The 24,570-nt window shown below is 33.4% G+C and carries 18 protein-coding genes; 7 read left to right on the top strand and 11 right to left on the bottom strand.

Going from position 1 to position 24,570, the window contains the following annotated elements; all coding sequences use genetic code 11:
* Nucleotides 1-52: 52 nt before the first annotated feature.
* The 5 genes from ACTQ54_RS05930 to ACTQ54_RS05910 all read left to right on the top strand — a co-directional run bounded on the left by ACTQ54_RS05930 (nt 53) and on the right by ACTQ54_RS05910 (nt 7,774).
* On the top strand, nt 53-1,837 hold the full coding sequence (locus ACTQ54_RS05930; protein WP_441755220.1) for a hypothetical protein: 1,785 nt from the start codon (nt 53-55) through the stop codon (nt 1,835-1,837).
* A gap of 2 nt (nt 1,838-1,839) precedes the next feature.
* On the top strand, nt 1,840-2,499 hold the full coding sequence (locus tag ACTQ54_RS05925) for a hypothetical protein (protein WP_078755731.1): 660 nt from the start codon (nt 1,840-1,842) through the stop codon (nt 2,497-2,499).
* Nucleotides 2,500-2,667: 168 nt separating this feature from the next.
* The gene (locus ACTQ54_RS05920; RefSeq protein WP_441755219.1) at nt 2,668-4,254 is read left to right on the top strand and encodes an IS1182 family transposase; all 1,587 of its coding nucleotides are present in this window, start codon (nt 2,668-2,670) and stop codon (nt 4,252-4,254) included.
* Nucleotides 4,255-6,609: 2,355 nt separating this feature from the next.
* On the top strand, nt 6,610-7,575 hold the full coding sequence (locus ACTQ54_RS05915) for a tyrosine-type recombinase/integrase (protein ID WP_441755218.1): 966 nt from the start codon (nt 6,610-6,612) through the stop codon (nt 7,573-7,575).
* 19 nt (nt 7,576-7,594) lie between these two features.
* Nucleotides 7,595-7,774 carry a hypothetical protein gene (locus tag ACTQ54_RS05910; protein ID WP_441755217.1) on the top strand — a complete coding sequence of 60 codons (180 nt, stop codon included), beginning with the start codon at nt 7,595-7,597 and terminating at the stop codon, nt 7,772-7,774.
* 739 nt (nt 7,775-8,513) lie between these two features.
* Here the strand turns inward: ACTQ54_RS05910 and ACTQ54_RS05905 are convergent.
* Together ACTQ54_RS05905 and ACTQ54_RS05900 are read right to left on the bottom strand one after the other, a co-directional pair.
* Nucleotides 8,514-8,780 (bottom strand): hypothetical protein, encoded by a 267-nt coding sequence (locus ACTQ54_RS05905; RefSeq protein WP_441755216.1) that lies wholly within the window; start codon nt 8,778-8,780, stop codon nt 8,514-8,516.
* 196 nt (nt 8,781-8,976) lie between these two features.
* Nucleotides 8,977-10,011, bottom strand: a complete 1,035-nt coding sequence (locus tag ACTQ54_RS05900) for a DNA/RNA non-specific endonuclease (protein ID WP_441755215.1) — start codon at nt 10,009-10,011, stop codon at nt 8,977-8,979.
* A 198-nt stretch (nt 10,012-10,209) separates the two neighbouring features.
* On the opposite strand from ACTQ54_RS05900, the gene ACTQ54_RS05895 reads away from it, so the two are divergent.
* Nucleotides 10,210-10,953 carry a PAS domain-containing protein gene (locus tag ACTQ54_RS05895; protein ID WP_441755214.1) on the top strand — a complete coding sequence of 248 codons (744 nt, stop codon included), beginning with the start codon at nt 10,210-10,212 and terminating at the stop codon, nt 10,951-10,953.
* On the opposite strand, the gene ACTQ54_RS05890 is transcribed toward ACTQ54_RS05895, so the two are convergent.
* The 3 genes from ACTQ54_RS05890 to adhE form a co-directional block, all read right to left on the bottom strand.
* Entirely contained in the window at nt 10,950-11,570 is a 621-nt protein-coding gene (locus tag ACTQ54_RS05890) for a carbonic anhydrase (protein WP_441755213.1), read from the bottom strand. The genes ACTQ54_RS05895 and ACTQ54_RS05890 overlap by 4 nt on opposite strands.
* 94 nt (nt 11,571-11,664) lie before the next feature.
* Nucleotides 11,665-12,477, bottom strand: coding sequence for a metallophosphoesterase (locus ACTQ54_RS05885; RefSeq protein WP_441755212.1), 813 nt, complete (start codon nt 12,475-12,477; stop codon nt 11,665-11,667).
* 123 nt (nt 12,478-12,600) lie between these two features.
* Nucleotides 12,601-15,180 carry a bifunctional acetaldehyde-CoA/alcohol dehydrogenase gene (gene adhE / locus ACTQ54_RS05880; RefSeq protein WP_441755257.1) on the bottom strand — a complete coding sequence of 860 codons (2,580 nt, stop codon included), beginning with the start codon at nt 15,178-15,180 and terminating at the stop codon, nt 12,601-12,603.
* A gap of 346 nt (nt 15,181-15,526) precedes the next feature.
* Between adhE and ACTQ54_RS05875 the strand changes: the two genes are divergently transcribed.
* Complete coding sequence (locus tag ACTQ54_RS05875; protein WP_441755211.1) at nt 15,527-16,141, top strand: SDR family oxidoreductase; 615 nt, start codon at nt 15,527-15,529, stop codon at nt 16,139-16,141.
* 55 nt (nt 16,142-16,196) lie between these two features.
* Here ACTQ54_RS05875 and ACTQ54_RS05870 read toward each other — a convergent pair whose 3' ends face one another.
* From ACTQ54_RS05870 to ACTQ54_RS05845, 6 genes are all read right to left on the bottom strand, one after another.
* Complete coding sequence (locus ACTQ54_RS05870) at nt 16,197-17,759, bottom strand: glycoside hydrolase family 2 TIM barrel-domain containing protein (RefSeq protein WP_441755210.1); 1,563 nt, start codon at nt 17,757-17,759, stop codon at nt 16,197-16,199.
* Nucleotides 17,711-18,466, bottom strand: coding sequence for a sugar-binding domain-containing protein (locus ACTQ54_RS05865; protein ID WP_441755209.1), 756 nt, complete (start codon nt 18,464-18,466; stop codon nt 17,711-17,713). The genes ACTQ54_RS05870 and ACTQ54_RS05865 overlap by 49 nt, the downstream gene beginning before the upstream one ends.
* An 18-nt stretch (nt 18,467-18,484) precedes the next feature.
* Nucleotides 18,485-19,906 (bottom strand): alpha-L-fucosidase, encoded by a 1,422-nt coding sequence (locus ACTQ54_RS05860; RefSeq protein WP_441755208.1) that lies wholly within the window; start codon nt 19,904-19,906, stop codon nt 18,485-18,487.
* A 4-nt stretch (nt 19,907-19,910) separates the two neighbouring features.
* Nucleotides 19,911-21,788, bottom strand: coding sequence for a family 20 glycosylhydrolase (locus ACTQ54_RS05855; protein ID WP_441755207.1), 1,878 nt, complete (start codon nt 21,786-21,788; stop codon nt 19,911-19,913).
* Between the two features lie 61 nt (nt 21,789-21,849).
* The gene (gene galT / locus ACTQ54_RS05850) at nt 21,850-23,355 is read right to left on the bottom strand and encodes a UDP-glucose--hexose-1-phosphate uridylyltransferase (protein WP_441755206.1); all 1,506 of its coding nucleotides are present in this window, start codon (nt 23,353-23,355) and stop codon (nt 21,850-21,852) included.
* Between the two features lie 26 nt (nt 23,356-23,381).
* Nucleotides 23,382-24,554, bottom strand: coding sequence for a galactokinase (locus ACTQ54_RS05845; protein WP_441755205.1), 1,173 nt, complete (start codon nt 24,552-24,554; stop codon nt 23,382-23,384).
* Nucleotides 24,555-24,570 lie beyond the last annotated feature (16 nt).

The raw sequence follows: 24,570 nt of genomic DNA, 5'->3' as shown, positions 1-24,570 counted from the left end.
AAATGTTAAACTATAATTAAATTATATAATACCATTTTTAGGGGGGGAAGTCATGTTTAAGAGAATGAGCTGGATTACCGTATTCATATTTGTATTGTTAATATCTCCAATAAATATTAAGGCATTTGAAATAGAATCCGTAGAAGAAGATCTATTTAAAGTATTAGTTAAAATCTTTGAACCTGAGGATATTTATTCTGAAGATTATTCAGGAGAAGAAGAAGTTATGACTGAATCCGCTTGGATAAATCGTGCTTATGAAGAACTACGGTCTGAAATAAACTATATTAGTGAGTATAATTTTGATCCTCCTTTAGTTAAGAATGAGTATTATGACGTATCTGATCTTGACGAAGGAAGGTTTATTATCTTTGATCGTGATAATCAAGCTTGGACCTTCGAATCTACCGATAATAATCAAGGTCAAGCACTTAAAATTACCTTCAGAAATTCTAGATTACCCTTAGGTTCTAATGATGAATTTGATTTGTTAGGTAGAGTCGTTAAGACCTTAGATAACTCTCTTACGGCGGATGAAATATACCAGGCTTATAAAGAGAATTTTCAATCCGATGCTCCTTATCAAATCGGAGAAGTTAAAGTCACTCGTGACACGAGTACTATATCCGTAGAAAGAGATTTGAGTGATGAAATTGATGACGAAATCTATCCAAACTACGCTTGGAGTCTACCAGAAGAACAAGAAAATGACTTATTAATTAGTACTGATATTATCAATCAGTATAATGAGGAGCAAGCAAATCTGGCCATTGAATACCATAATCAGGCAAATCAATTAATCATTAATGAATTGCATGGTAATTGGGATGTTGATTATGATCATAATATGATAGATTATGAAATTGAAGATATCCCCAATATATTTAGTGAAGATTATCCGGAGATAGAAAATCCACTTGTTAATCGCGAATATCTCAATCGTATCTTTTTAGAATTATTTAAGGTCAATAAGTATCTCCAAGATGCAAAGGGGCTATATAGCTATGGTAATGATTCCAATACCGCTTATTTTTATCCTGGACGAGATTTTGAACTCTATATGTACTCAGGTATTTATGATGATCGTCATTTAATCGAGTTGAGGTTGGCCAACAATAAGTTAAACTTTTATGATGAAATTCTCAAGCAAGGTTATAAGTATGATGATTTATTTAATTATTTTTCAATTTTTACTAAAACATTAGATAGTAGTTTGAGTCAAGAGGAAATCAAGTCAGCTTTTGATCAATGGATAGAAACGGATGAAGATTTTCAATTAGGAGATATTACTCTATTAAAAGAAGGTCTCAAAAAGGGTGTCCTATATTTAAGGCGTGATTTGACTGATGAAATAGCAGCGGGTGAAGCTCCTAACTACACAGAGTCATTAGCAAATCCTAAGCTAGAGCCTTTAATAAATGATGAAACAAATTTAATTGGGGAAGTTGAAAATGATATATCAATCATGTCTGAAGAACCGATTTTAGACGAAGATTTTGTCACACCATTAATCTATAGTGATTATTATTCAAGAGTGATGGATAATTTTTCTAATAGCTATAGTGTAGATTTTGATTTTCGGAATTATCAGGGTGAAATTGTTGAAATTAATGTAGAAAATGGCTTTTATATTTTTGAAACAGGAAGTAGAGGAAGTTCAATCCTAATTCAAGTACCAGAGGATTTAATAAAAGAGGAAGTTGAAATAGGGGATAAATTGACAGGATTGATTCGTAATAATGGGATTCGGTTGGATAAATTTAGAATTAATTTGTTACCTTCATATACCCTTGAATCCTTTGAATCCTTTGAAATTATTAAGGAAGAGGAGGAATAGATATGAAAAAATGGTATTACATATTACTGGGAGTGGTATTGATTGCTTTAGTAGGTTCCTGGATTCATTCCTTTTGGCCCACCGTTCCTGTCGCTACCCGCTATGAAGCCTTAAATGAAGTAGCTCTTGAACAAGCAGAAAAATATGAAGGAATTAATCAAAGCCAAGCGGGGAGTGTTCCTGAGTATGAGAGGCTACAGAGTATCAGCCACACCATCTTCCTTAATACAATTATGACCATTGACAACAATGAGGATATTAACAATGTGACTGGTAAACTGAATTTCTTAACTAAAGAATTTATCAGTCCTAATGAAACCATTGCTTATGAAATCAAGGATAATGAAGTGGTAGCTAAAGATCAAGATTCAGATATACTGGATGGAGTATTAAATGTCGCTTATGCCAATGCTAAAGAGAATCAAGCCGAAATACGCAACAATAATTTCTCCATCCTCTTATCATCTTTGAGAGTCTTTGTTTTATTGATTATTGGGATTCTTGTCTTTAAATTCGCTGAAGAAATATCAAGATTTTCAGTGAGATTGACGATTAAAGATGCAGAACCGAGTGAATTTTATATTTTTACCACAAAAGTAGGCGGAATATTCTTAATATTAGTTAGTCTCTATTTTGCCTCAATGTATATGTCAATGTTCTAGTGTTCTGCAAGGGGCTGGGCAAAAACTTCTCTAAAATAGAAAAACGGGTTTCCACAATCACTGTGAGAAACCCGTTTTTTTGATTAGTTAAAATTAAAATGGAAGCGCCTCCGTGGTATAATAGTAATAACCACAAAACCATAGGGACCAAAAAAAGGAGGACCTTCCATGTATAAAAATTATAACACACCCGATTGTTCGTTAGTACTAAATCTTGATTTTGATATCCCGCTCACTCACGATGCGCGTTTTATCAGTCTATTTGTTGACTCAATCCCGGATGAAGAGTTCACTCATGCGCCTGCGTTAACAGGTCGTCCCGCTCACCATCCGCGCATGTTACTCAAAATGTTATTATTTGCTTATTCTCGTGCCACTTTCAGCGGCCGTAAAATCGTACAAATGAATGAAGAGTTGATTCCGATGAAGTGGTTAACTCACGATGAATATATCTGTTATCGCTCGATTAATTCGTTTCGTGTCCAGCCAGAAACGTCATTATTGGTTCAAAAGACATTTATCTACTTCACGTTTCTTTTGAGTGAACATGGCTATTTGAAAGATGAGGCTTTATTTGTAGATGGGACTAAAGTAGAAGCGGATGCCAATAAGTATTCTTTTGTTTGGCGTAAAGCGGTCGAAAAATATGAAGCGAAATTGGATGCAGATATCAAAGCACTGTATGACGAACTCATTGAACGCAAGGTTGCCTTAGCGATGGCTGAGGATGAATTAAATACTAGTCAAGCCTTGAATCAAATGATTCAAGCAGCTGAAGCACGCATTGGAACGTTAGATGAAGTGATTGAGGCAGAAGCAAAGGCCATTAAAGGTGGTTCTGCGAATAAACGGGAGCGTCGCACAATCAAAAAACATTTGAGAAAGCTTGTGACTAATTTCTTACCTCGCAAGCAGCGTTATGAGCAGGCGAACGCAACATTCCAAGGTCGAAATAGTTACTCAAAAACAGACACTAGTGCGACCTTTATGTGCATGAAAGAAGATCCTATGAAAAACCGTGAATTGAAACCGGGATATAATCTCCAAATTGCGACCAATGATCAGTATGTAGTTGGGTTTGAAATTTTTCCGAATCCAGGTGATTCTCGGACCTTACGGCCTTTTCTTGAGTCGCTACCAACGTTAAGTTTATTCAAAAGTATTGTAGCTGATGCAGGGTATGGAAGTGAGGAAAATTACGCTTACCTAATGAACGAGTTAGAAAAAGAAGCGTTAATTCCTCATGGCATGTACCGCAAAGAACAAACAAAAGCTTATAAAAACGATCCAACCAAACGACACAATTGTGCCTATGATGAAGTGTTAGACTGTTACGTTGATCATGATGGTGTCCAATTTAGTTTTAGCCATCACAGCCAACGGACCGACAAATCAGGCTTTACACGGGATTTCAAAGTGTATAAAGCAGATAAAACGCAAGCCAGTCCAGAACTAGACACCCTTGTGCTGACACCTTCAGGTCATCAACGGACAATCAGTATCAATGCCGTGTGGGACTTCTACAAAAACCAAGCAAAAGAAGCATTAGAAAGCGATTCAGGCAAACGAAAATACGCTCAACGTAAGATTGATGTTGAGACGGTTTTCGGGCGTATGAAGCGTAACTTTGGTGTGCGTAGAGTTCATGTCAGAGGAGAAGTCGGGGTGAGAAATGATCTCGGACTGCTTCTAATGAGCATGAATTTAACAAAGTTGAGTGGCATCCTTAAAAAAGGTATCACTCAGATTGGGTAATACTAGAAAGATTCTCTATAAAATGAAAATAACCATCACAGTAATTTGAAATCGACTGAGATGGTTATTTATATTGTTTGGTCTAAGTGTTGTTGGGACTTATTGCCCAGCCCCTTTTTTTGATGAAATATATGAAAAATCTTTCATATTTAAAATCAATCTAAGTGCATTATTATAGGAGTCTTAAAAAATAGGTATTAAATTATGATATAAAATTTAGTTATATTTACGTAAAATTTACATGATATTTACTGAATTTAAACAATCTACCGTTATACTATTTTTGTAACAAAATATATTTTAAAAGGAGAATTGGATAAGCCGCCAGGGACTATTGAGTGGGAGTAGAATTAATCACAAGTGATTAATTCTACGTCCATCCAACGAATGCTAAGCTGATAAGCGAAAGCAGAGTTGTTGACGGCCCATCTGCGTATCAAGAACAGAAATGTGACGAATAGGAACATTTCGTGACTTGAGGAGAAGAATGGGAATAGAATTAATTATTAGTAACTAAATATAAAAAAGAACCATGAAAATGGTTCAATGGCCCGATTTATCTGGCTCAAGAGTGAGCGTTTTAAGTGGTTCATTTAAGTCCGATGAGATGGCTCTTTAAGAGCGACATATCCAACAATCAAGGAGTGCTTGATTTAGACTCTGAAATAATGCAAATATTATCTAGTTTCGACACAAGACCAAACAAAGATCAAATATGGCAAATATTAAAGGAATTACTAGTATTTGAATCGGGATACTTAAGGTATGATTATGATAAGGAACGTGAGAATGGAAATTTACTCATCCTTTAAATCATCTTGATATAAATTATTCTTCTAATGCTACCTTTAAAATAGGTATTAATAATACTATTGATTGTAATACTTTCATTGATATTTTGGATATTAATACGGATATGTTACTTTATCTCAAAATAAATGAAGAGCCATTAAAGTTTACATAGAATTGTTATATAAAAGTGAAATTATATAATTGAGAACACTTATCAGGTAGGAAACTAATAAGAAATTTCATGCTTATTTCCATTTGTAAATTAAAATTGATGATGAAAACAACATTTTTTTCAAAAGTGGCGAAAATTCAGTTTCACTTCAAGCGAATTTAAAAATAATACAGCAGTTAACAATTAAAAAAGTTAGCTGCTTTTTGTAAGTGTTAAATAGTGATTATTCCGCACTCTCAAGTCGGCCTATTTATAGGTTTGAGTCTTTACATCTCCACAATATATTGAATCAACCTAAAAAATAATCAGTCAATCAATCTATCTGCGAATTAATGACAAACATAAGAACAATATCAGCAATAATTTATAAAATCTCACTTAAAAATATTTACACTTCATAACACGAACATCATTTAGTTTGATTATTAAAGGGCGTTTTATATGATCGTTTACTGTTTAAGTCTGCTAGAAACTATAATGACAGAAAATGGCTAAATGATTTTTTTCTTATTAAACACAATTATATTGAATAATTTTTTTAAGGACTCAAATTATGTTTACATTCTGTGAATGCGTATGTACATGGAAGAAATAGGACAGAATTTATTTGAAGCGTTTCAATGCAATAAGCAGCGATAGACGTCTCTAAATCTAATCGCAGATATTGAGACGGAATTATTAAAAGTTACTGCGGTAATATTTTTCACATAAGTAGAGGGTCAGTTGAAATATAAAAGATTATGCTAGTTGAATTGTAATGAAAAAAAGCATTAACAAATAAGAAAGTAGGGTCATTTATATTCTCTACTTCCTTATTATTATATTTTATACAAAATGTACTTGTTAAATAGCAAAACATTATAGTTAATTTTCAAAAAACAAACAGACTTTATACGAGTGTGCTTATATCTAATATAAACATGTTTAGCACTTTCATCTTTATCTATAAAGAAAATAAAAATTCCAGCAAGCTCCCAGTGAAATACCACCATCTAAAGTTAGCAATAGTTTTCCTTTAAATAATCCTCAAATGAAGTTTCTTCCATTGCTTCGTAAAATAACTTACTCAAGAGTCCAAACGTCAAATCAAAGCTCCTTTAAATAAATTTAATATATACGTGAAAACAAGAAATTACAATAGGGCACTATTCTTTCCTTGTTCGGTTGAAGATTAAACCATTTACTTTAATATGTTTTCATTATCAGTAGCTTAGTTCATGTTCCATAAAATCTTCTTATACATTTCTTTTTAGAAACTACCGGAATAGATTTAATACAACTCAATATCTAAAATTCAAATGTTAATTTAATAACGTTTCGTCTTTCTATTACAATTTAAAAAGCAAGCGAAAACATGATAGAATGGTTGTTAGAAGAGAAGGTGTAATTCTATGAAATATTATTCAGAATACTTACAAGAAAAAGGGTATAGTAGTAATTCAATTACTACACATTTGCATTATGCTCAAAAATTTAATCGTTTTATATCTCAACAATCTTTAGATACCGAAAGTGTTAAAATTAAGGACATCTATACTTATTTAGAATACATCAAGGATAAAAAAACAAAAAGCTCGTATAATAGTGAATTATCTTCAATGAAAATATTTTTTAACTATCTTTCAATTGAAAATATAAATCCAGATTTGCAACGTATATATTATTTTAAATCACTTAAATATAATAAGTTACCAGTCTGCACAAGCAAAAAACATACCAATAAAATTGATTTGTTAGTTAAAAATTCAACTAAGTTTGATCAATACGAAAAAATAATTCTAATATTAATAATGAACCATGGAATGATACCCAAAGATATAATTGAATTAAAAATGAGTGATGTAGACCTTAAAAATTCTACTGTGAGATTTGTTAAAAATAATAAAGAGCTACAAATAAGTTTATACAAGTACGACAGGACCTGTTTTTTTAATTACTATGAAGAAAAATACCAATCAATGAATGAATTTCTCTTATTAGATAAAAATAATAAAGCCATAAAAAAACATCATATCACAAAGGTCTTTGAAAAACTTAAGCGGTACGATATCTATACAAATCCAACGAATTTACGAAATCGTTTTGTACTAGATTGTTTAAATGCAGGGATACCAGAAATATATATTGCTAATTATATGGGTATAGGCAATATCAAGCAGATAATTCGATTTAACACACTAACTGATAATTTTTTACAAAAAGGACAATTAGAGATAAACAAACTAAGAGTCAGAGTGGGAGATAATGAAAATGGAAAAATCACAAAATGTAGAGGAACTATTACACCTCTTCGAATCGTTCAAGAGGGAAGAAAAGATACAAGCACTGGAAGTATTATTAAACAAATATACAACTAATCAAACAGAAGCCACGCATTTGGCAGATGTGCATAACGGACAATTAGTCACTGCGGTTGATAGAGGGACGTTGAGATTAGTGCATGAATATGGTAAAGGAAAGTATCGCGCGCACCGTATTTTCTTACTTGAGGACATTGTGAAATATGCAGGTGCAATGCGTGATATGAGAGATCTTAGAAACAAAAAATTTTATTAAAAAAATAAAATATAAATAAAATTCTGTTTCTTTGCCCATACGTTACAATTCAACACTCAAATGAACATTTAAAGCTTAATTTACATTTAATATATTTAGTTAACATTTAGTATTAGGAGAAATATCTTGCAACACTAAGCTTTAAGAGCAATATTTAATTATCTAAAATATTCAATATTAACTTGATTTATAGTAAACAATTTGGTAAACTTTCATTAACGAGAGCCGAATGGATGTTCTCTTAATTGTTCATTGACAAATGAATGGTAATTTTCGATTATTACCTAACAGGTCTTAGCAGACCTATTGTAAATAAAAGCCAGTCGGTGAAATGCGGACTATCGGTAGAAGAAACTACCTGCTATGCTGTGAAAGATAATGCGCCAAGAAAGCCAATATCAGCTATTTTATTGCCATGATACACAATGAATTTTTTAATTATCATTGAGTGGAGCGATAAAGGATACGCAAAGACCTTTTATCTTTAAAAGAGAGAAGAGAGCGAATTAAGTTAATGAACTTTCGTTAATTTAATCGTTTATTTTAATTTATCAAATTTGGGTTTACATAATATATATTATATTATTTTAATTCTATAAATTATTTAAAGTCTTCACTAAGCTGCATAAAAATAATATGCAACAAGCCAATCCATAAAAGCTTGTAGCATATTATCATTCTATTGAATCACTTTCATATACTTAGTCCGAATTCGACACAAAATATCGAAAAATATAATTCAAACTAATAACACAATAGTCCCATAATCATTTAGATTTGGCATCTCACTAAGTATTGCACTTTCACCTGTTACAATAGAAATCGTATTAAGATAATTAAATAGTAATATCCAATTTAGATTAAATGATGTTTGCGAAACAAAAGCAAAACCACCACTGACAAAGAAAATTAGTAAACCTATGACAGCAATATATTGTTCTACAAACATAGAAATAAAAGTACTTACACGTAAGTAAAGCAAAACATTTAAGCCAATAAATACCATCGATAATTTAGATAGAAGATAAACTATATCTTACAAAATAAAAAAATCGATAATTGCAAAACTTTAATAATACTTAGAAAATGCTTTAACTAAATTATTTCCCAATGAAATAACTATTCAACTTTCAAAAAATGAGTAGCATAATATAAAAATAAAGCAGCTAGTCATTCTTTTTAATAATTTCAAAATGTTGTTTTTAAGGATTACATCTTTTACATGGAACATACCCCATATTAATAATTGCGTCATAATCATCCATAGGCATCTTGTTATGTTCAGCCATTTGATCCACACTGGAACAATAATGGTAATGAAATTTTCCCGTATTTGTATTCACAATATATTGAGCAGTCAATGATTTTTCTTCAGTAGCTGTTTTGTTTTCGACAATTGATTCGGATGTAGTAGTTGAATGATTGACTGTTTGATTATTATTTAAGCTACCATCTCGGTTAAAAGAATAATGCAAAACAGTTTCGGTTTGCCTATAAGAATCATGGCCTGTATCCGTTTGGGTGATCGCATCCCCTTCTATACTTAAACCAGTCCCATAATCGATGGCTATACCAGTCTGTCTATTAGGTATATACAAGTTAAATGATAAACTTTCACCATTATCCTCTATTGAAAATCCTTCCATGAAGATACCACTTGCTAATGCATTACCACCTTCATAAAATGGCGTTACACGATATCTTACGGTTAATCCTGATTCGATAACCATCGCCACAAAATTCTCAAAAGGTACCATTCCATCCGCATTAAATTCACGTGTTCCAGTCATTAAGTTAAGTTCTGGAATGCCATCTCCAATTAATTGAAATCCAAGCAAATGACTCCGATTATATAAATACTGTCCATCATACTGAACTTGCTGCCATCCACTAGGAGTAATTTTAGATACATTCCCACGCTTTTCTGCTGGTATTAAATCTGCATTCAAAACGGCATTGGCTGGACCAGTACGTCCATAGTCATCCAATTGACTAAACTCAATCCATGGATCTGCTATTGTCAAATCATTATTTGTAAAATAAGGTTTATTATCATTGACTTCAACATACAATTCACCTTTTCCTACTTCAGGTGCAGATTTAGGCAATTGTGTTGTTATTGAAAAACCACTAGAATCAATTATCTGGTTTTCCGCTTTTACAAAGTAATTATTTGTAAATAAAATTGAAAATAAAAAAACAATTTTTAGAATATTTGAATTAATAAATCTTTTCACTCTATCCATCCCTTTCTAAAATAAACTAACTTATACAATTCAATGATTTATTACAAACAATTATACCATTATAAAATCAAAACGGTTTTAAAATCAATGCTTAAAGCAAAATTTTCACATTTATAGATAAACACTGTTGAAATATATAAATATTATTTATATAATAAATAAAGTGAAAATTAACCGTAAGGAGATATTATGAAGAATTTTAAGTATATTTTATTAGGTGCAATATTAGGTATTGTATTATATATTGGAGTTTCATATGGTGTTAAAAAGTTACCTATGATTATGCGTACATTAGCTAGTTCGCAAGATGTAACAAGTGGTGCATCCGAAAGACCTTTAGATGAAGAAATGTATGGAGATTTTGGAGATGTTAGTCCTGAAGAAGCTGCTGAATTAGAAGATTTATCTGCCAGTGGAGAAATTAACACAACTTTAAAGATTGATAAAAAAGATCCAGAATGGTTGGAAAAAGCTATTAAAATGACAAATGCTGTCAGCGGTGACACCTATGTCCAGTTAGACAGTGGAATACTAACAGTTAATCAAATAAATAACTTTTTAAAAACTATGCCTTTCGAATCTTCATTTGTTGATAGCAACAATCAGTTTTTATACTTTAACAAAACTAAGGATGCTGAAGAGATGCTCGTAGCTCGGACAATTGAAGAAATTGGTGATCCTTTAGGAGGCTCACATCCAGAAATGATTCATAATTATGTGGCTTGGGTAGTTCATTCACTTAGAAACCGTACACAAGAAGTTGTTCCAGTCGTCATGCCAACCAGTAATGACGATGAATATGTTGTACACTATTACCGTGGCATGTATGACGAGAATGGTGAATACCAAGGTATCAATCAATATGTCCTTGATATCAAACCTATCATTGATTTTTATTTAGAGAAAACCAACCAATCTTTAGTAGTAAATTAACCTAATTCAAAATCTTGGCCCAGTGAATTGTAAATATAAATTTCACCTGTTCCAATATGGTAGTGCCAGCCATTTATAGTCAGTGTCCCCTGTTCTACTTTTTGCCTAATTGTAGGAAATGTCATTAAATTTGATAATTGTTGCTTAACATTAAGTTGTTCCAATTTTTTTGCTTTATCGTCTGGAGAAATTTCAGGATAAATATCATTGATTTCTGCACTTAAATCATGTAATTGTGTTATCCAGTCTGCAGTATAGGGTAACAATTCTGAATCAAAATCTGGATTTATTGCGGCAGCACACCCACCACAGTTGGAATGACCGCATACGATGATATTATCCACTTCTAGTACTTTTAGTGCAAATTCAATAACAGATGCTGCTTCAATATTTTCATAACTATGATCAAATGGTGGTACAATATTTGCGATATTTCTTAACTGAAATAATTCACCGGGATAAGCTTGCATCAGTCTTTCAGGGCTGACCCTTGAATCAGAACAACTAATAAAAAGTGTATGCGGTGATTGTGAATCACTCAATGATTCATAAAGCTCATGGTTGATTGTAAAATCATTCTCTTTAAAAAGTTTAATACCTTTACGAAAATCTTTCATATTATAATTTCAACCTCTTAGCATATATTTTTTTAGCAATGGTTTTGTTAAATTTAAAACGTGGCTGTTATTGAAACAGCTACGTTTTTTTCATTTACTCGCCAAGTACAATCGTCACCAATTCTGGCCGATTAAAAATTCTAGGAAGTTGGTTTTGAAAAATTAATCCACGACTCACAACCAACTGCCTATCCCCTAAATGATATTCGCCACCAGCATATTTAGGAAAAAACCCTTGATCAGGTGCAAATAAGCCATTTAAAATGAAAGGAATTCGTACTTGCCCACCATGAGCATGGCCAGACAAAATTAAATCTATCGGTAAATCCTTAAAATCATTAAATATCTCTGGACGATGACTTAATAAGATATTGTAACTATCTAAGGTTGAATCATAACTTTCAGAAAGTTGTCGTAATTGATAAGGATAATTACTGCTGTGCTTGCCATCATCGATTCCTCCAATTTGTAATTGTGTATCACCAATTTCAAGCAAATCAACTTTACCATCTAAAACTTGAATCTGATAACTTTCTACAATATTTTTTAATGTATTCACTTCTTTAGTGTAATACTCATGGTTACCCGTTACAAAATAACTTGGATAATTTGCTCCAACCCATTCAAGTAAATAACGCGTATTTTCTGTTCCATTGTTAACTTCAAATAAATCACCAACTAGTAAAATTAAATCGGGATTGATTTCTTTTATTGGCTTAATAAGTTCTTCTTGTTTTTTTCCATATAGGTTATTATGCAAATCCGTTAAAACAACAATTTTAACAGGGGTTTTAATATTTTCATGGTGGTATCGGTAATTAACAATTTTTAATTTTTTGTTCAAAGCAAAATTGGCAAATACAAAGAAAGATAAAATCCCCATAATACTTAAGAGCAGCTTTTTCATAAAAAAAATCACCTCGTTCTTCTTTCTAAACTGTTAAAGTTAATTATACCCAATTTTAGAAGTAAGATACAAAGGTGACTCTTTATTTAATTATTTTTTAAGGTGATATTTATTTAAATGGTTTTACGCTTGATAACCGTCATATGCTTTCTTTATTATTTCAGCCATATCACTGACTAGGGCTAGTCGTGGATTAACAGGGGTACATTGGTCTTCAAAAGCGAGATAAGCAATTTCAGTCGCTCGATTTTCTAAATCAATTTGATCGACACCTTGTGCTTTTAGATTCATTTCGATACCAACGCGACATCCTAAATCAAAAACTGCCTTGGCTAATGACTTCACCCCTTCTTCAGCTGTCTTTGCTGGTAAGCCAAGTTGTTTGGCAATCGTTTGGTATCTTACATCTGCTTGATAATAATTGTATTTAGGCCAATTGGCTTGTTTGGACGGTTTTTGTCCATTATATTCAATGACAAAGGGTAATAGAATCGCATTAGTTCTACCATGAACTGTGTCGTAAAAGCCACCTATTTTATGGGCCATTGAGTGACAGATTCCTAAAAAGGCATTACCGAAAGCCATCCCAGCAAGTGTAGAAGCATTATGCATCTTTTCTCTTGCTTCAGAATCGTGTTCTAAGACTGATTTTTCCAGATTATCAAAAACTAACTGAATAGCTTGTAGCGCTAATCCATCAGTAAAATCACTTGCCATGACTGAGACATATGCTTCAATTGCGTGAGTTAAGACATCCATTCCTGTATCAGCAGCAACTGAAGTAGGTACTGTTTCAACTAGAACTGGGTCAACGATAGCCACATTTGGTACCAGTGAATAGTCTGCTAAAGGATATTTCATATTTTTACTTTTATCCGAAATAACAGCAAATGGTGTAACTTCTGATCCAGTTCCTGAGGTAGTTGGGATTCCTACATATTTTGCTTTTTCACCTAACTCAGGGAAACGAACAGCTCTTTTACGGATATCTAAAAACTTTTGAACTAAATCTTTAAAATCAATCTCAGGTTGCTCATAAAATAGCCACATTACTTTTGCAGCATCCATTACGGAACCTCCACCTAGTGCAATAATTGTATCAGGTTGGAAAGCATTCATATCTTCCGCCCCACGTCTCACTGTTGTAATATCAGGATCCGGCTCAACGTCACTAAAGATTTGATAGATAACCTCGTTAGGTCTAGCTTCTAATTGTTGAATAATTTTACTTGTAAAGCCAAGTTTTACCATTGATTTATCTGTGACAATCATTACACGGCTAATATTACGCATAGATTTCAAGTATGTAATTGAATTACGTTCAAAATAAACTTTAGGTGGCACTTTAAACCATTGCATATTGTTACGTCTTCTCCCTACCTTTTTAATATTCAATAAGTTAAAGACGCTGACATTGTCACCTACAGAGTTTCCACCGTATGAACCACATCCTAGTGTTAATGAAGGAATAAAGGCATTATACACATCACCTATCCCTCCGAAGGTTGATGGTGAATTCCAGATTACCCGAATCGCTTTAACTTGTTTAGCAAATTCTTTAACTATTTCATTGTCTGCAGTATGAATAGCAGCTGAGTGTCCTAAGCCATTGAAATTAACCATTTGTACTGCTTTTGAGATTCCATCTGCAGTTGATGAGGATTCTACCATTGCTAAAATAGGAGACAATTTTTCACGAGTCATTGGTTCGACTTCACCAACTTCTTCTACTTCAACAATTAAGATATTAGTTCCTTCTGGTACTTTAAACCCTGCTTGATCTGCAATCCATACAGCAGATTTTCCAACTATATTTGAATTTAGTTTTGCTTCAGCAACATTCTCACTATATGCAGTGACACCAAAACAGAATTTTTCTAATTTTTCTTTTTCTTTTGCATTGACTACAAAAGCATGATAGGAAAGCATTTCATTTTTAAATGCTTCATACACTTCCTTGTCAACAATGACTCCTTGTTCTGAAGCACAGACCATACCATTATCAAAAGATTTACTTAATGTAAGGTCGCTTGCAGCTTGCTTAATATTTGCTGTTTTTTCAATATAAGCTGGAACATTCCCTGCTCCAACTCCTAATGCTGGTTTACCACAAGAATATGCCGCTTTAACCATTGCATTACCACCTGTAGCTAAAATAGTTGCTACACCTGGATGATTCATTAAATGACTAGTAGCATCCATAGATGGATACTCAATCCATTGGATACAATTTTCTGGTGCACCTGCAGCGATTGCTGCATTTTTTACAACTTGAGCTGCATGAGCAGAGGATTGCTGTGCAGATGGATGGAAAGCAAAAACAATTGGATTTCTTGTTTTTAGAGCAACTAAAGATTTAAAAATGGTAGTAGAAGTTGGGTTAGTCGTTGGTGTAATTGCACAAACAACACCCACAGGTTCTGCAATTTCAATTAAGCCACTCACATCATCTTCAGAAATAATACCCACAGTCTTTTGTTTCTTCATATAGTTGGTCACATGTTCACAAGCGAAGATGTTTTTGGTCGCTTTATCTTCAAAAACTCCTCTACCAGTCTCTTCTATTGCATGTTTAGCTAAACTACCATGTTGGTCGAGCGCAGCAATGGAAGCTTTTGCTACAATATGATCAATTTGCTTTTGGTCATAATTCTGATAATCATCTAATGCCTCTAGAGCTTTAGTGACAAGTGAATCAATCATTTCTTCCGTGGAAGGAACTTCAATAGTTAAATTTATTTTTTCTTGTAAAGTCATGTGATCTCTCCTCTATTTGTTTTACAAGTATATGTTAAAACATTCACAAGGATTTGTAAAGCTTTTTTGTGATAAAAATCACATTAATTTTCAAGTAAACGCTTAAAGCATCAGTTTTCATAATGAAAGCACTTACTTTTGTTAAAATACCAATTCACAAATATCTTTATCATGTGAATCATCGAACAATGGTGAAGATGATAGTTTTGTCTGTGTTAATTCTTATGGTATTTTAAGTATAGAAAGGAATTGATGAGATGAAAGTTTTAGTTATTGGAGCAAATGGCAAAGTTTGCAGCTAGTCAGCCAAGAACTTCAGAATAATAAAGCATATGATCCAGTCCTCTTTTTACGTAAAGAAGAGCAAATAGAGAAATATAATGGGCAAGGATTTGAAACGCGTCTTGGTAATTTAGAAGATTCGGTCTCTACTCTAGCAAAATTAATGACTTATATTGATGCAGTAATTTTTACTGCTGGATCTGGAGGAAGTACTGGTGCTGATAAGACTCTATTAATTGATTTAGATGGAGCTGTTAAAGCTATGGAAGCAGCTGCACAAAATGGTATCAAACGTTTTATTCTCTTAAGTGCTTTTGGCGCTGAAAATCGTGAAAGTTGGGAGTCTATTGTTCCCTATTATGTGGCAAAGCATTATGCAGATCGAGCCTTAATTAACAGTAACTTGGATTATACAATTGTGAAACCTAATATATTGACAGATGACAATGGCATAGGAAAAATTGCCATTGAATCATTTGAAGACATTAATATTGACCGTATTACTCGTGCAGATGTTGCAAAAATTATTGTCACGGCTCTTGATACACCAGAAACAATTGGTCAATCGTTTAATGTGACACAAGGAAATACAGAAATTAAAGAAGCACTTAAGCAACTTAAATAATAAAAAAAACAAGGCAGAAGATTTAACTTCTTGCCTTGTTTTTTAATACAATTATTTATTTAATATTTAATGAGAAGTTTAAAGCAAAATGATTGTCATTTAGGCGATAAATTTCTGCTAACTCAGGACCACACGCTGCACTACCTACTCCACTCTGTTGAGTATCTATATGTAGGTAAACTGAATCTTCTTTAATCAATTCATCACGGAGGCGCGTATCAGTCAATTGCTGCGTTGAAAAATGCGATAGATTGAAGCTAAACGAATCATTGCTTTGGAAATTCAACTTAAGATTCAATTCATTTGTTAATTGTAATTCTTTACTTTCATTATGGCTACCATTTTCCTGTGGTTTAACATATGGTTCGTATAAATCGTCAATGTTTGTTTCAAGACGCTTATTATAAACTTCAAGTTCAAGTGTAATATTGTCATTTAAACTTGTAAAATCATATTGATTACGTAAAGTAATTAAACCTACATCTTTGTTGACGTTTGTTATTCTTACTGGTCTAAATATTTGTTGATAGTCAAGCAAGCCAGTATGTAGCGTTCTGTCTGGATAAACAAGGCCATCCATACAGAAATTGTCAAAATGCGGGAAGTCATTAAAATCGCCACCATAACAATATAATGGTTCATCGTTTTCAGATTCAGCAATATTTGCTGCATAATCTGCCCATTCCCAAACAAAACCACCGATAAATTCATCGAGAGCTAGCATCGATTCATAATACGCTAAAATATCACCAGGTCCATTACCCATTGCGTGAATATATTCACACAACATAAACGGACGATCAATCGGATTTTCAGGATTAAAGTAAAGTTCATCCATTTCTTCAATTGAAGCATACATACGACTAATAACATCCACATATTGGGAATCATTATCACGTTCACGATCACGATGCCACCAACCCTCATAGTGTAGTGGACGAATAGGATCTATTTGACGAGCAACTTCACCTGTTTTTTCAAAATTATAACCATAACCACACTCATTCCCACCCGACCACATAACAATGGAGCTATAATTCATAAATGGCACCATGCTAGCAATCATGCGTTCAACAAATGCTTCTTCATAAACTGGATCATTCATCATCATATTATAGTTGCCATAACCACCTAAACCGATTAAGTCAACGACTCCATGACACTCTATATCGGCTTCACTCATCACATAAAAACCTAGACGATCCGTTAATTCATAAAACTCTGCGGTTTTAGGATAGTGAGCGGTTCGAACAGCGTTAAAGTTATACTCTTTCATTAATTTTAAATCAATAAGATGATCTTCAATATTAACAGCAGACGCTTTTTCAGGATGGGTATCGTGGTGATTAACACCTGAGAATTTAATGGATTGACCGTTGACATAGTATTGTGTCCCAATAATTTCGTGTCGTCTAAGGCCAATTTCTTGTAGATACCACTCATCACCTACATGGATATACAAGCGATATAAGTTTGGTTGTTCAGCATTCCATAAGCTAGGATTAGACACATTTAAGATTAATTCGCCAGCTGAATCCCCTTCTTCTAGGGTATTCCCATTCGGGCTTACTAATACATAACGATAGTTATCCTTGATTTGGCTATCACGTAGTTCCAAACGGATTTCTGCTTGTGAAAATCATCATTTAAATTCTGATGGATATTGAAGTGATTGAAACGCTCAGCCGCTCTTTCAAGTAAATAAATATCACGGTAAATACCACTAAATCTAAATTTATCTTGATCTTCAAAGTAAGAACCGTATGACCAATTTAAAACTAGAATGGAAATATTGTTTTCACCTTCTTTTATAGCTGAACTAATGTCAAATTCATTGTTGCTATGAGATATTGAACCATAACCAATAAATTTATCATTCACCCAAATATAAAAGGCAGAATCGACCCCTTCAAAGTTAAGATGGTAATCTTTATTTGGATTAAAGTTATCAATTGTAAAGCTACGATGATATAGTCCTGCAGGATTATCATAAGGAACATAAGGTGGATTAAATGGAAATGGATATTCCACATTTGTATATTGAATTTGATCATAACCATTCATTTGCCAAGTACTTGGCACTTCTATTTGGTCATATTCAATACTATCCTTGAATTCAGATAACCAGTATTTTTCTGGAATCAAGCGCACATTATCAAAATATTTAAATTGCCATTGCCCATTTAAATCATGATAATAACTAGATTTACGACGATTTAATAGATCAGCTTCTTCTCTTGAAGCATAGGGGATAAAATAATTCCGCCTTGGTAAAGCATTCACTTGAAATGTAGTATAATCTTCAAAATAATTATCAATTAACATAATTAGATCCTTAATTAATTATAGAAAACCAACAACAAAGGTATTGATATAAATCTCTTCGCCTCGGAATAACTTGAATTCGATTATCAGCTCATCTGTTTTTATCGTATCAAACTCAAGTATTCTTTGATAACCAATTGTACCACTATCTAATAAATGTTGTTTTTGTCCATTGTTCATATAATAAATGCTAAAGTTTTCAATTCTTTGACTCTTTAAAATATGTTCTTGAAGTATGATAGTGTTGATTGCCTGTTTTTCACTTAATGTTATCTTGAGAGATGGATGTGTATCCGTTGGTTCATTAGACCAAAATGTATCTGACAGTCCCTGTTTATTTAATTCAGCTGTATCTAATAATAATTGATTGGATGAAGCGTGGTAAGTGACACTGCCTTTTGCTGTGACTTGTTTCAGCTTTTTGATTTGTTGGCCTAAAGCTTGTAATCGTTCGATATCAACTTGTGCAAATTGCCCCTCTTTGTTTGGGGGGACATTTAAGATGAAGGCACAATTACCACCTACGGCTTTTTTATAAATGGTAAATAACTCTTCTACAGAACGTACCTTATCATCTTGGTCTTCATGGTAAAACCAACCCGGTCTGATAGAAGTATCGACTTCAGCTGGAAACCAAATTAATTCACCCTGGTAATTTGCAAGACGTTCACGGCTACCCAAATCTTCATCAGTAGCATCATATTTTTCAATAAACTTACCATCATCAACTTGCTGGGATTGTTCAGCAATAAACTTTTGATCACTATACTGAACAGGCACAATGCTCCATTCATTTTCACGTGTTTTACCAGCTTCATTCCCTACCCAACGTACGTCAGGTCCACTAATAGCAATAACAGCTTCAGGTTGAAGACGATGAATGGTCTCATAGTAGCGATCCCAATCATAATGTTGAACTTTCCCATTAGGTCCTTCACCATTTGCACCATCAAACCAAACTTCAAAGACTTCTCCGTAATTTGTTAATAATTCTTCCAGTTGATTGACAAAATAATCATCATAAACTTGCCCTTGACCATAAGTGGCTTCAGCACGGTCCCAAGGTGATAAATAGACACCAAATTTCATATCCAAATCTCGACATGCTTGACTAAACTCAGCTACTAAATCACCTTGGCCATTTTTCCAAGGTGAAGAAGCGACTGAATGTTGCGTATACTTGCTTGGCCACAAACAAAAACCATCATGGTGCTTACAAGTTAAAATAGCTGCTTTCATCCCAGCATCTTTAAAGGCTTTTACCCATTGATAGCAATCAACTTGTGAGGGATTGAATACTTGGGGAGACTCGCTACCATCCCCCCATTCAACATCATTCATCGTATTCATTCCAAAATGAATAAATCCAAAAAATTCGATTTGTTGCCATTGATATTGGCGGTCGTTGGGAAGGATTTTAATTGTTTCGTTAATATTCATAATCTTACCAACTGTATCGAGAACGAGACATAATTCTTTCAGTTCTAATGTAAGAAACTGCTTGTGGAATCTCTTTATTTTGATAATGCCATGCTAATGGATCGAGACGTTTTTCTTCTAGCTCTTCTAATAGTTTAACTTCTCCATTAATATAAGCATTTAAACGTTCAATCGCTATTTTTGTCCGCATAATAACACCACCAAAACGTTGCTCAAGAATTTCTAACCCCATCGGATTATTTTCGTTGAGCCAAATTTCACGGCGTTTTTGTAATAAATGATTTAATGATTCAATATTTGGTTGAATGCGTTCTTCGATGAGTTGTTTTAACCCTTGGGTATCTTGTTGATGATATTTTTCCCAAATTAATAAAGGTAAATCCCATCTTTGGGCTAAAGTACGTGCATATGTAGCATAAAAAGCTGGTAACAGACTTTCAGACGACGGATTGGCATCAAAGTAGTCTGCAATTTCAAGTAAATGTTTTCCATAATCAAATCCTAAAGAGTCGATATAAGGCATAAATACTGGGAGCAACAAGTCTTGGTACAAGAGATATTTAGATGGGTTAGCATCTATAAAGACGGCTTCATCTTGACCTTGAGGGAAATCTAATTCACCTTGTTTTAACCAACTTTCAAGCGACATTCCTGTATAAAACACTAACCATTGGTTAAATTTGTCTTTTTGATAGTCATCATTTGTATCAAAGTAGGCAAATAGGGTTAAGCCAAATAAAGCTGTTTCAAATGGCGCTTCTGAACCATCATCTCCCCAAGCAGTAGAAATGACTCTTTTTACTTCTTTTGCTTTTGCAGCTTTTAATGCAGGTAATGTTGTCCGTAAGGTTTTAATATGATGCGGAACATAACCTGTCCAGCGCCATGAACCTCCAGCAAATGAGGTTTCATCTGCAATTTCTCTACGTTGGTCAATTTTTTCTTCATAGTGATTTTGCGTATTATGGTAATAATCCCAATACATCAAATCAATCGCTTCTGGAATTTTAACCGATTCACCTTCATCAAATTTAGAATAGTGAGAAAAGAACATATCATCCCACATAAGTGGCTTCACATCATATTTTTCACAAATAGCAACCAGTTTATCTAGGTAATCTAACATGATTTGTGTTTTATCTTGAAGACCATTTTCATCTAAAAACGTCCCGCGACCTAAGTTATAGGCTTCATCCATCCCTAAATGAATGCGATCTGATGTAAAACATTCAGATAATGATGCAATCATTTTTTCAACTAATTCTAGAGTTGCTTCACGCTTCACATTGAAAATATCATCGATATCTCCAAAACGATGCATTTCATGATCCCACATTAAAAATTGATTGACATGGGCTAGGGTTTGAATGGCTGGGAATAATTCTAAGCCAAATTGTACAGCGTAAGAGTCTAATTCTTTTAGGTCAGCTTGTGAGTAGCGTCCCCTGAATGCACCAAAATATTCTTCGCCTGGTACTTCATAAACATCTTCGATATATAACATTAACCAGCTATGGCCCATCGCTACCGATTGACGAATAAACTGCTTAACCGTTTCAACATTCACAACTCCATTACGTGAACAATCCAGCATAATACCATTACGTTCAAAATTATAGGCTAACTCAAAGGTTAAAGCGTCTTTATTTTGCAAACGCATAGCGACTTGCGCAATCGCACCAAAAAAGTGTGGTAAGTCTGGTGCCGATACTTCAATGACATTATCTCTTGTCTCAACTTGAACAGTTAATGAATCATTTGGTAAATATTTTACTTGATAGCCATCTTCTGATATTTCAGTATGTAACTCTTGACTCAATAATTCTAATGTTTGTTTTAATTGTGGATCTTCAATTTGAATTTTCATCTTTTCAATTGTCATTAATTAAACTCCTTAAATTAATTTATTAAATGGCATTAATTAAACTCCTTAAATTAATTTATTAAATGGCATTAACAGAATCAATAAAACGTAAAATACCTGCTTTTCCTTCAGCATCTAGTTTAAACACACCAGCATCTTCTAAAACTCTTTCAAATTTATGACCTACCTCATTTTTAATAAAGTAATCAACAGCGTTATTTAATTGTTGTCCTTCTTCTTGCCACTGTGTTTTTAATTGTTTTGCCCATGCTTGGTGCATGTCTGCTACTTCTTCTAACGGAAGTTGGTCTTGAATGAATTGTTCGATTGTAGCTAATTCACCCACAAGACGTGGCGGTAAAATTGCTAACCCCATTACCTCGATTAAACCAATATTTTCTTTCTTAATATGTTGAACATCTGGATGTGGGTGGAATATTCCATCAGGGAATTCTTCGCTTGTACGATTATTTCGTAACACTAAATCCATTTCAAATTGGTCATCTTTTTTACGCGCAATCGGTGTGATGGTATTATGTGGTGTATCTTGGCTATAAGCTAAGATATCTAAATCTTCATCAGAATACTCTCGCCAATGGTTTAAAATGAGTTCACTCGCATCGACAATGTCATCTTTGTTAGAAGAACGTAATCGGATGACAGTCATCGGCCAATTAACAAATTCTACTTCAACATTTGGAAAAGCTTTTAATGATGAAGTAGCGTATGCCTGCGCTTTTTCCATTGGGAAGCTATAATGACCACCTTGATAATGGTCATGCGCTAAAATAGACCCTCCCACAATCGGTAAATCTGCATTTGAACCTGTGAAATAATGTGGAAATATTTCAACAATTGATAACAAATTATTAAAACATTTACGATCGATTTTCATCGGTATATGTTTTTCATTTAAGAAAATACTATGTTCGTTGTAATAAACATAAGGCGAATATTGTAGACCATACACTTCATCTCCAATGTTAAAACGGATGATGCGATGGTTTTGTCTAGCTGCATGGTTAATTCGACCTTGATAACCTTCATTTTCCATACATAAGGCACATTTAGGATAATTTGAAGTAACAGCATCGCGTGCTTTCGCAATTTCTTTAGGATCTTTTTCAGGTTTTGAAAGATTGATCGTAATCTCCAAATCACCGTATTTACTTGTTGTCGTAAAGCCTATGTTTTTAGCAATATTGCGTGTCTTAATATAATCATTGTTTTGTGAAAGTGCATAAAAATAATCTGTTGCCTCTTCGGGGTTATTTTCATACTTATTCCAAAATATTTGATTCAAAATAGCTGGCCGAGGTGTAATCAAATCCATAATGGCGGCTTCCATCTGTTCTTTAGCACTCGATGAATCATCAATAAGGTTGTTTTCAAAAGCATACTGAACCATTGCATCCATTAGTTCTAAAAGATTATCAGATTGTTCAGTAGTTTCAGTTGGAGTATAATCACTTAAATTAAGTAAAGCTAATAAGCGATTAGTTACATATATTTTATCTAATTCATCTAATTTTTTCTCATTAACTGCTAAATTAACAAATTGTTGAATTACCTGAGAAATAGTCATTTTATAAACTCCTTCTAAATAAATAATTAAACTGTTAACTCTTTTGAACCATCTCCAACTTGTGCAATATAAAAGCTTGGTGCATACCCTACTTTTTCTGTATAGTCAGATCGAATGGCTGCACTTACTTCATCAATGGCATCTTTATGAACTAATGCAATAGCACATCCTCCCATACCAGCACCCGTCATTCTTGCTCCTAAAACTTCTTGATGTGACCATGCACTTTCTACCAAAGTATCTAACTCAATCCCGGTTACATCATAATCATCACGTAAACTAATATGTGAGGCATTTAATAATTTGCCAAACTTCTCTAATTCACCCGCTTGTAATAAAGCTTTGGCTTCAATGGTACGTGTGTTTTCATAAACAGCATGCTTAGCGCGTTTCGCCAAGATTGGATCATTTATCAAATTCCGATTTGCATCGAAGGTTTCGTTATCTAAGTCTCCTAATGAATTGATTGTCAGTTCAGTTTTTAATTGAGCTAAAGCTGCTTCACATTGAGAGCGTCTCTCGTTATATTTTGAATCAGCTAATTCACGACGTTTGTTTGTATTCATGATTAAAATACGATAATCACCAAATTCCGCTGGAATATATTGGAAATCTAAGGTATTTACATCTAAAAACATAGCCTGTTCTGCTTGCCCCATCCCAATGGCAAATTGGTCCATAATCCCTGAGTTAACACCAATAAATTTGTTTTCAACTTGTTGGCCGAGCTTAACCATTTTTACACGGTCTAGTTCTAAATGATAAATTTCATCTGCAATAGTACCAATTAACATTTCCAATGAGGCACTTGAAGAAAGCCCAGCTCCATTTGGAATATTACCTTCAATGACCAAGTTAAATCCATGTGTAAATGGTTTAGTTGAAGCCTGAACATATTTTAACATGCCTATCACATAATTGATCCAGCTAACTTCTTCATTTTTTTCCAATTCATCTAATGAAAAAGTAATGACACCTGTATCCGCCATATTGGTTGAATAACATTGAACAAGCTTATCTTCACGAATTGATACTAAACCATAAGTGCCGATGGTAATCGCACAAGGAAACACATGACCACCATTATAGTCGGTATGTTCACCAATCAAATTAATTCTTCCTGGAGAAAAGAAATGACGTTCGACAGGATGGTTAAAAATATCGATAAATGTTTGATTTAATGCTTCTAAATTTGACATAATATAACTCCTTTAA

The sequence above is a fragment of the Fundicoccus sp. Sow4_H7 genome (assembly GCF_052115865.1).
Lineage (GTDB): Bacteria > Bacillota > Bacilli > Lactobacillales > Aerococcaceae > Fundicoccus_A.
The sequence above is the reverse complement of the archived record's forward strand: the minus strand, read 5'-3'. Positions and strand labels throughout refer to the sequence as shown.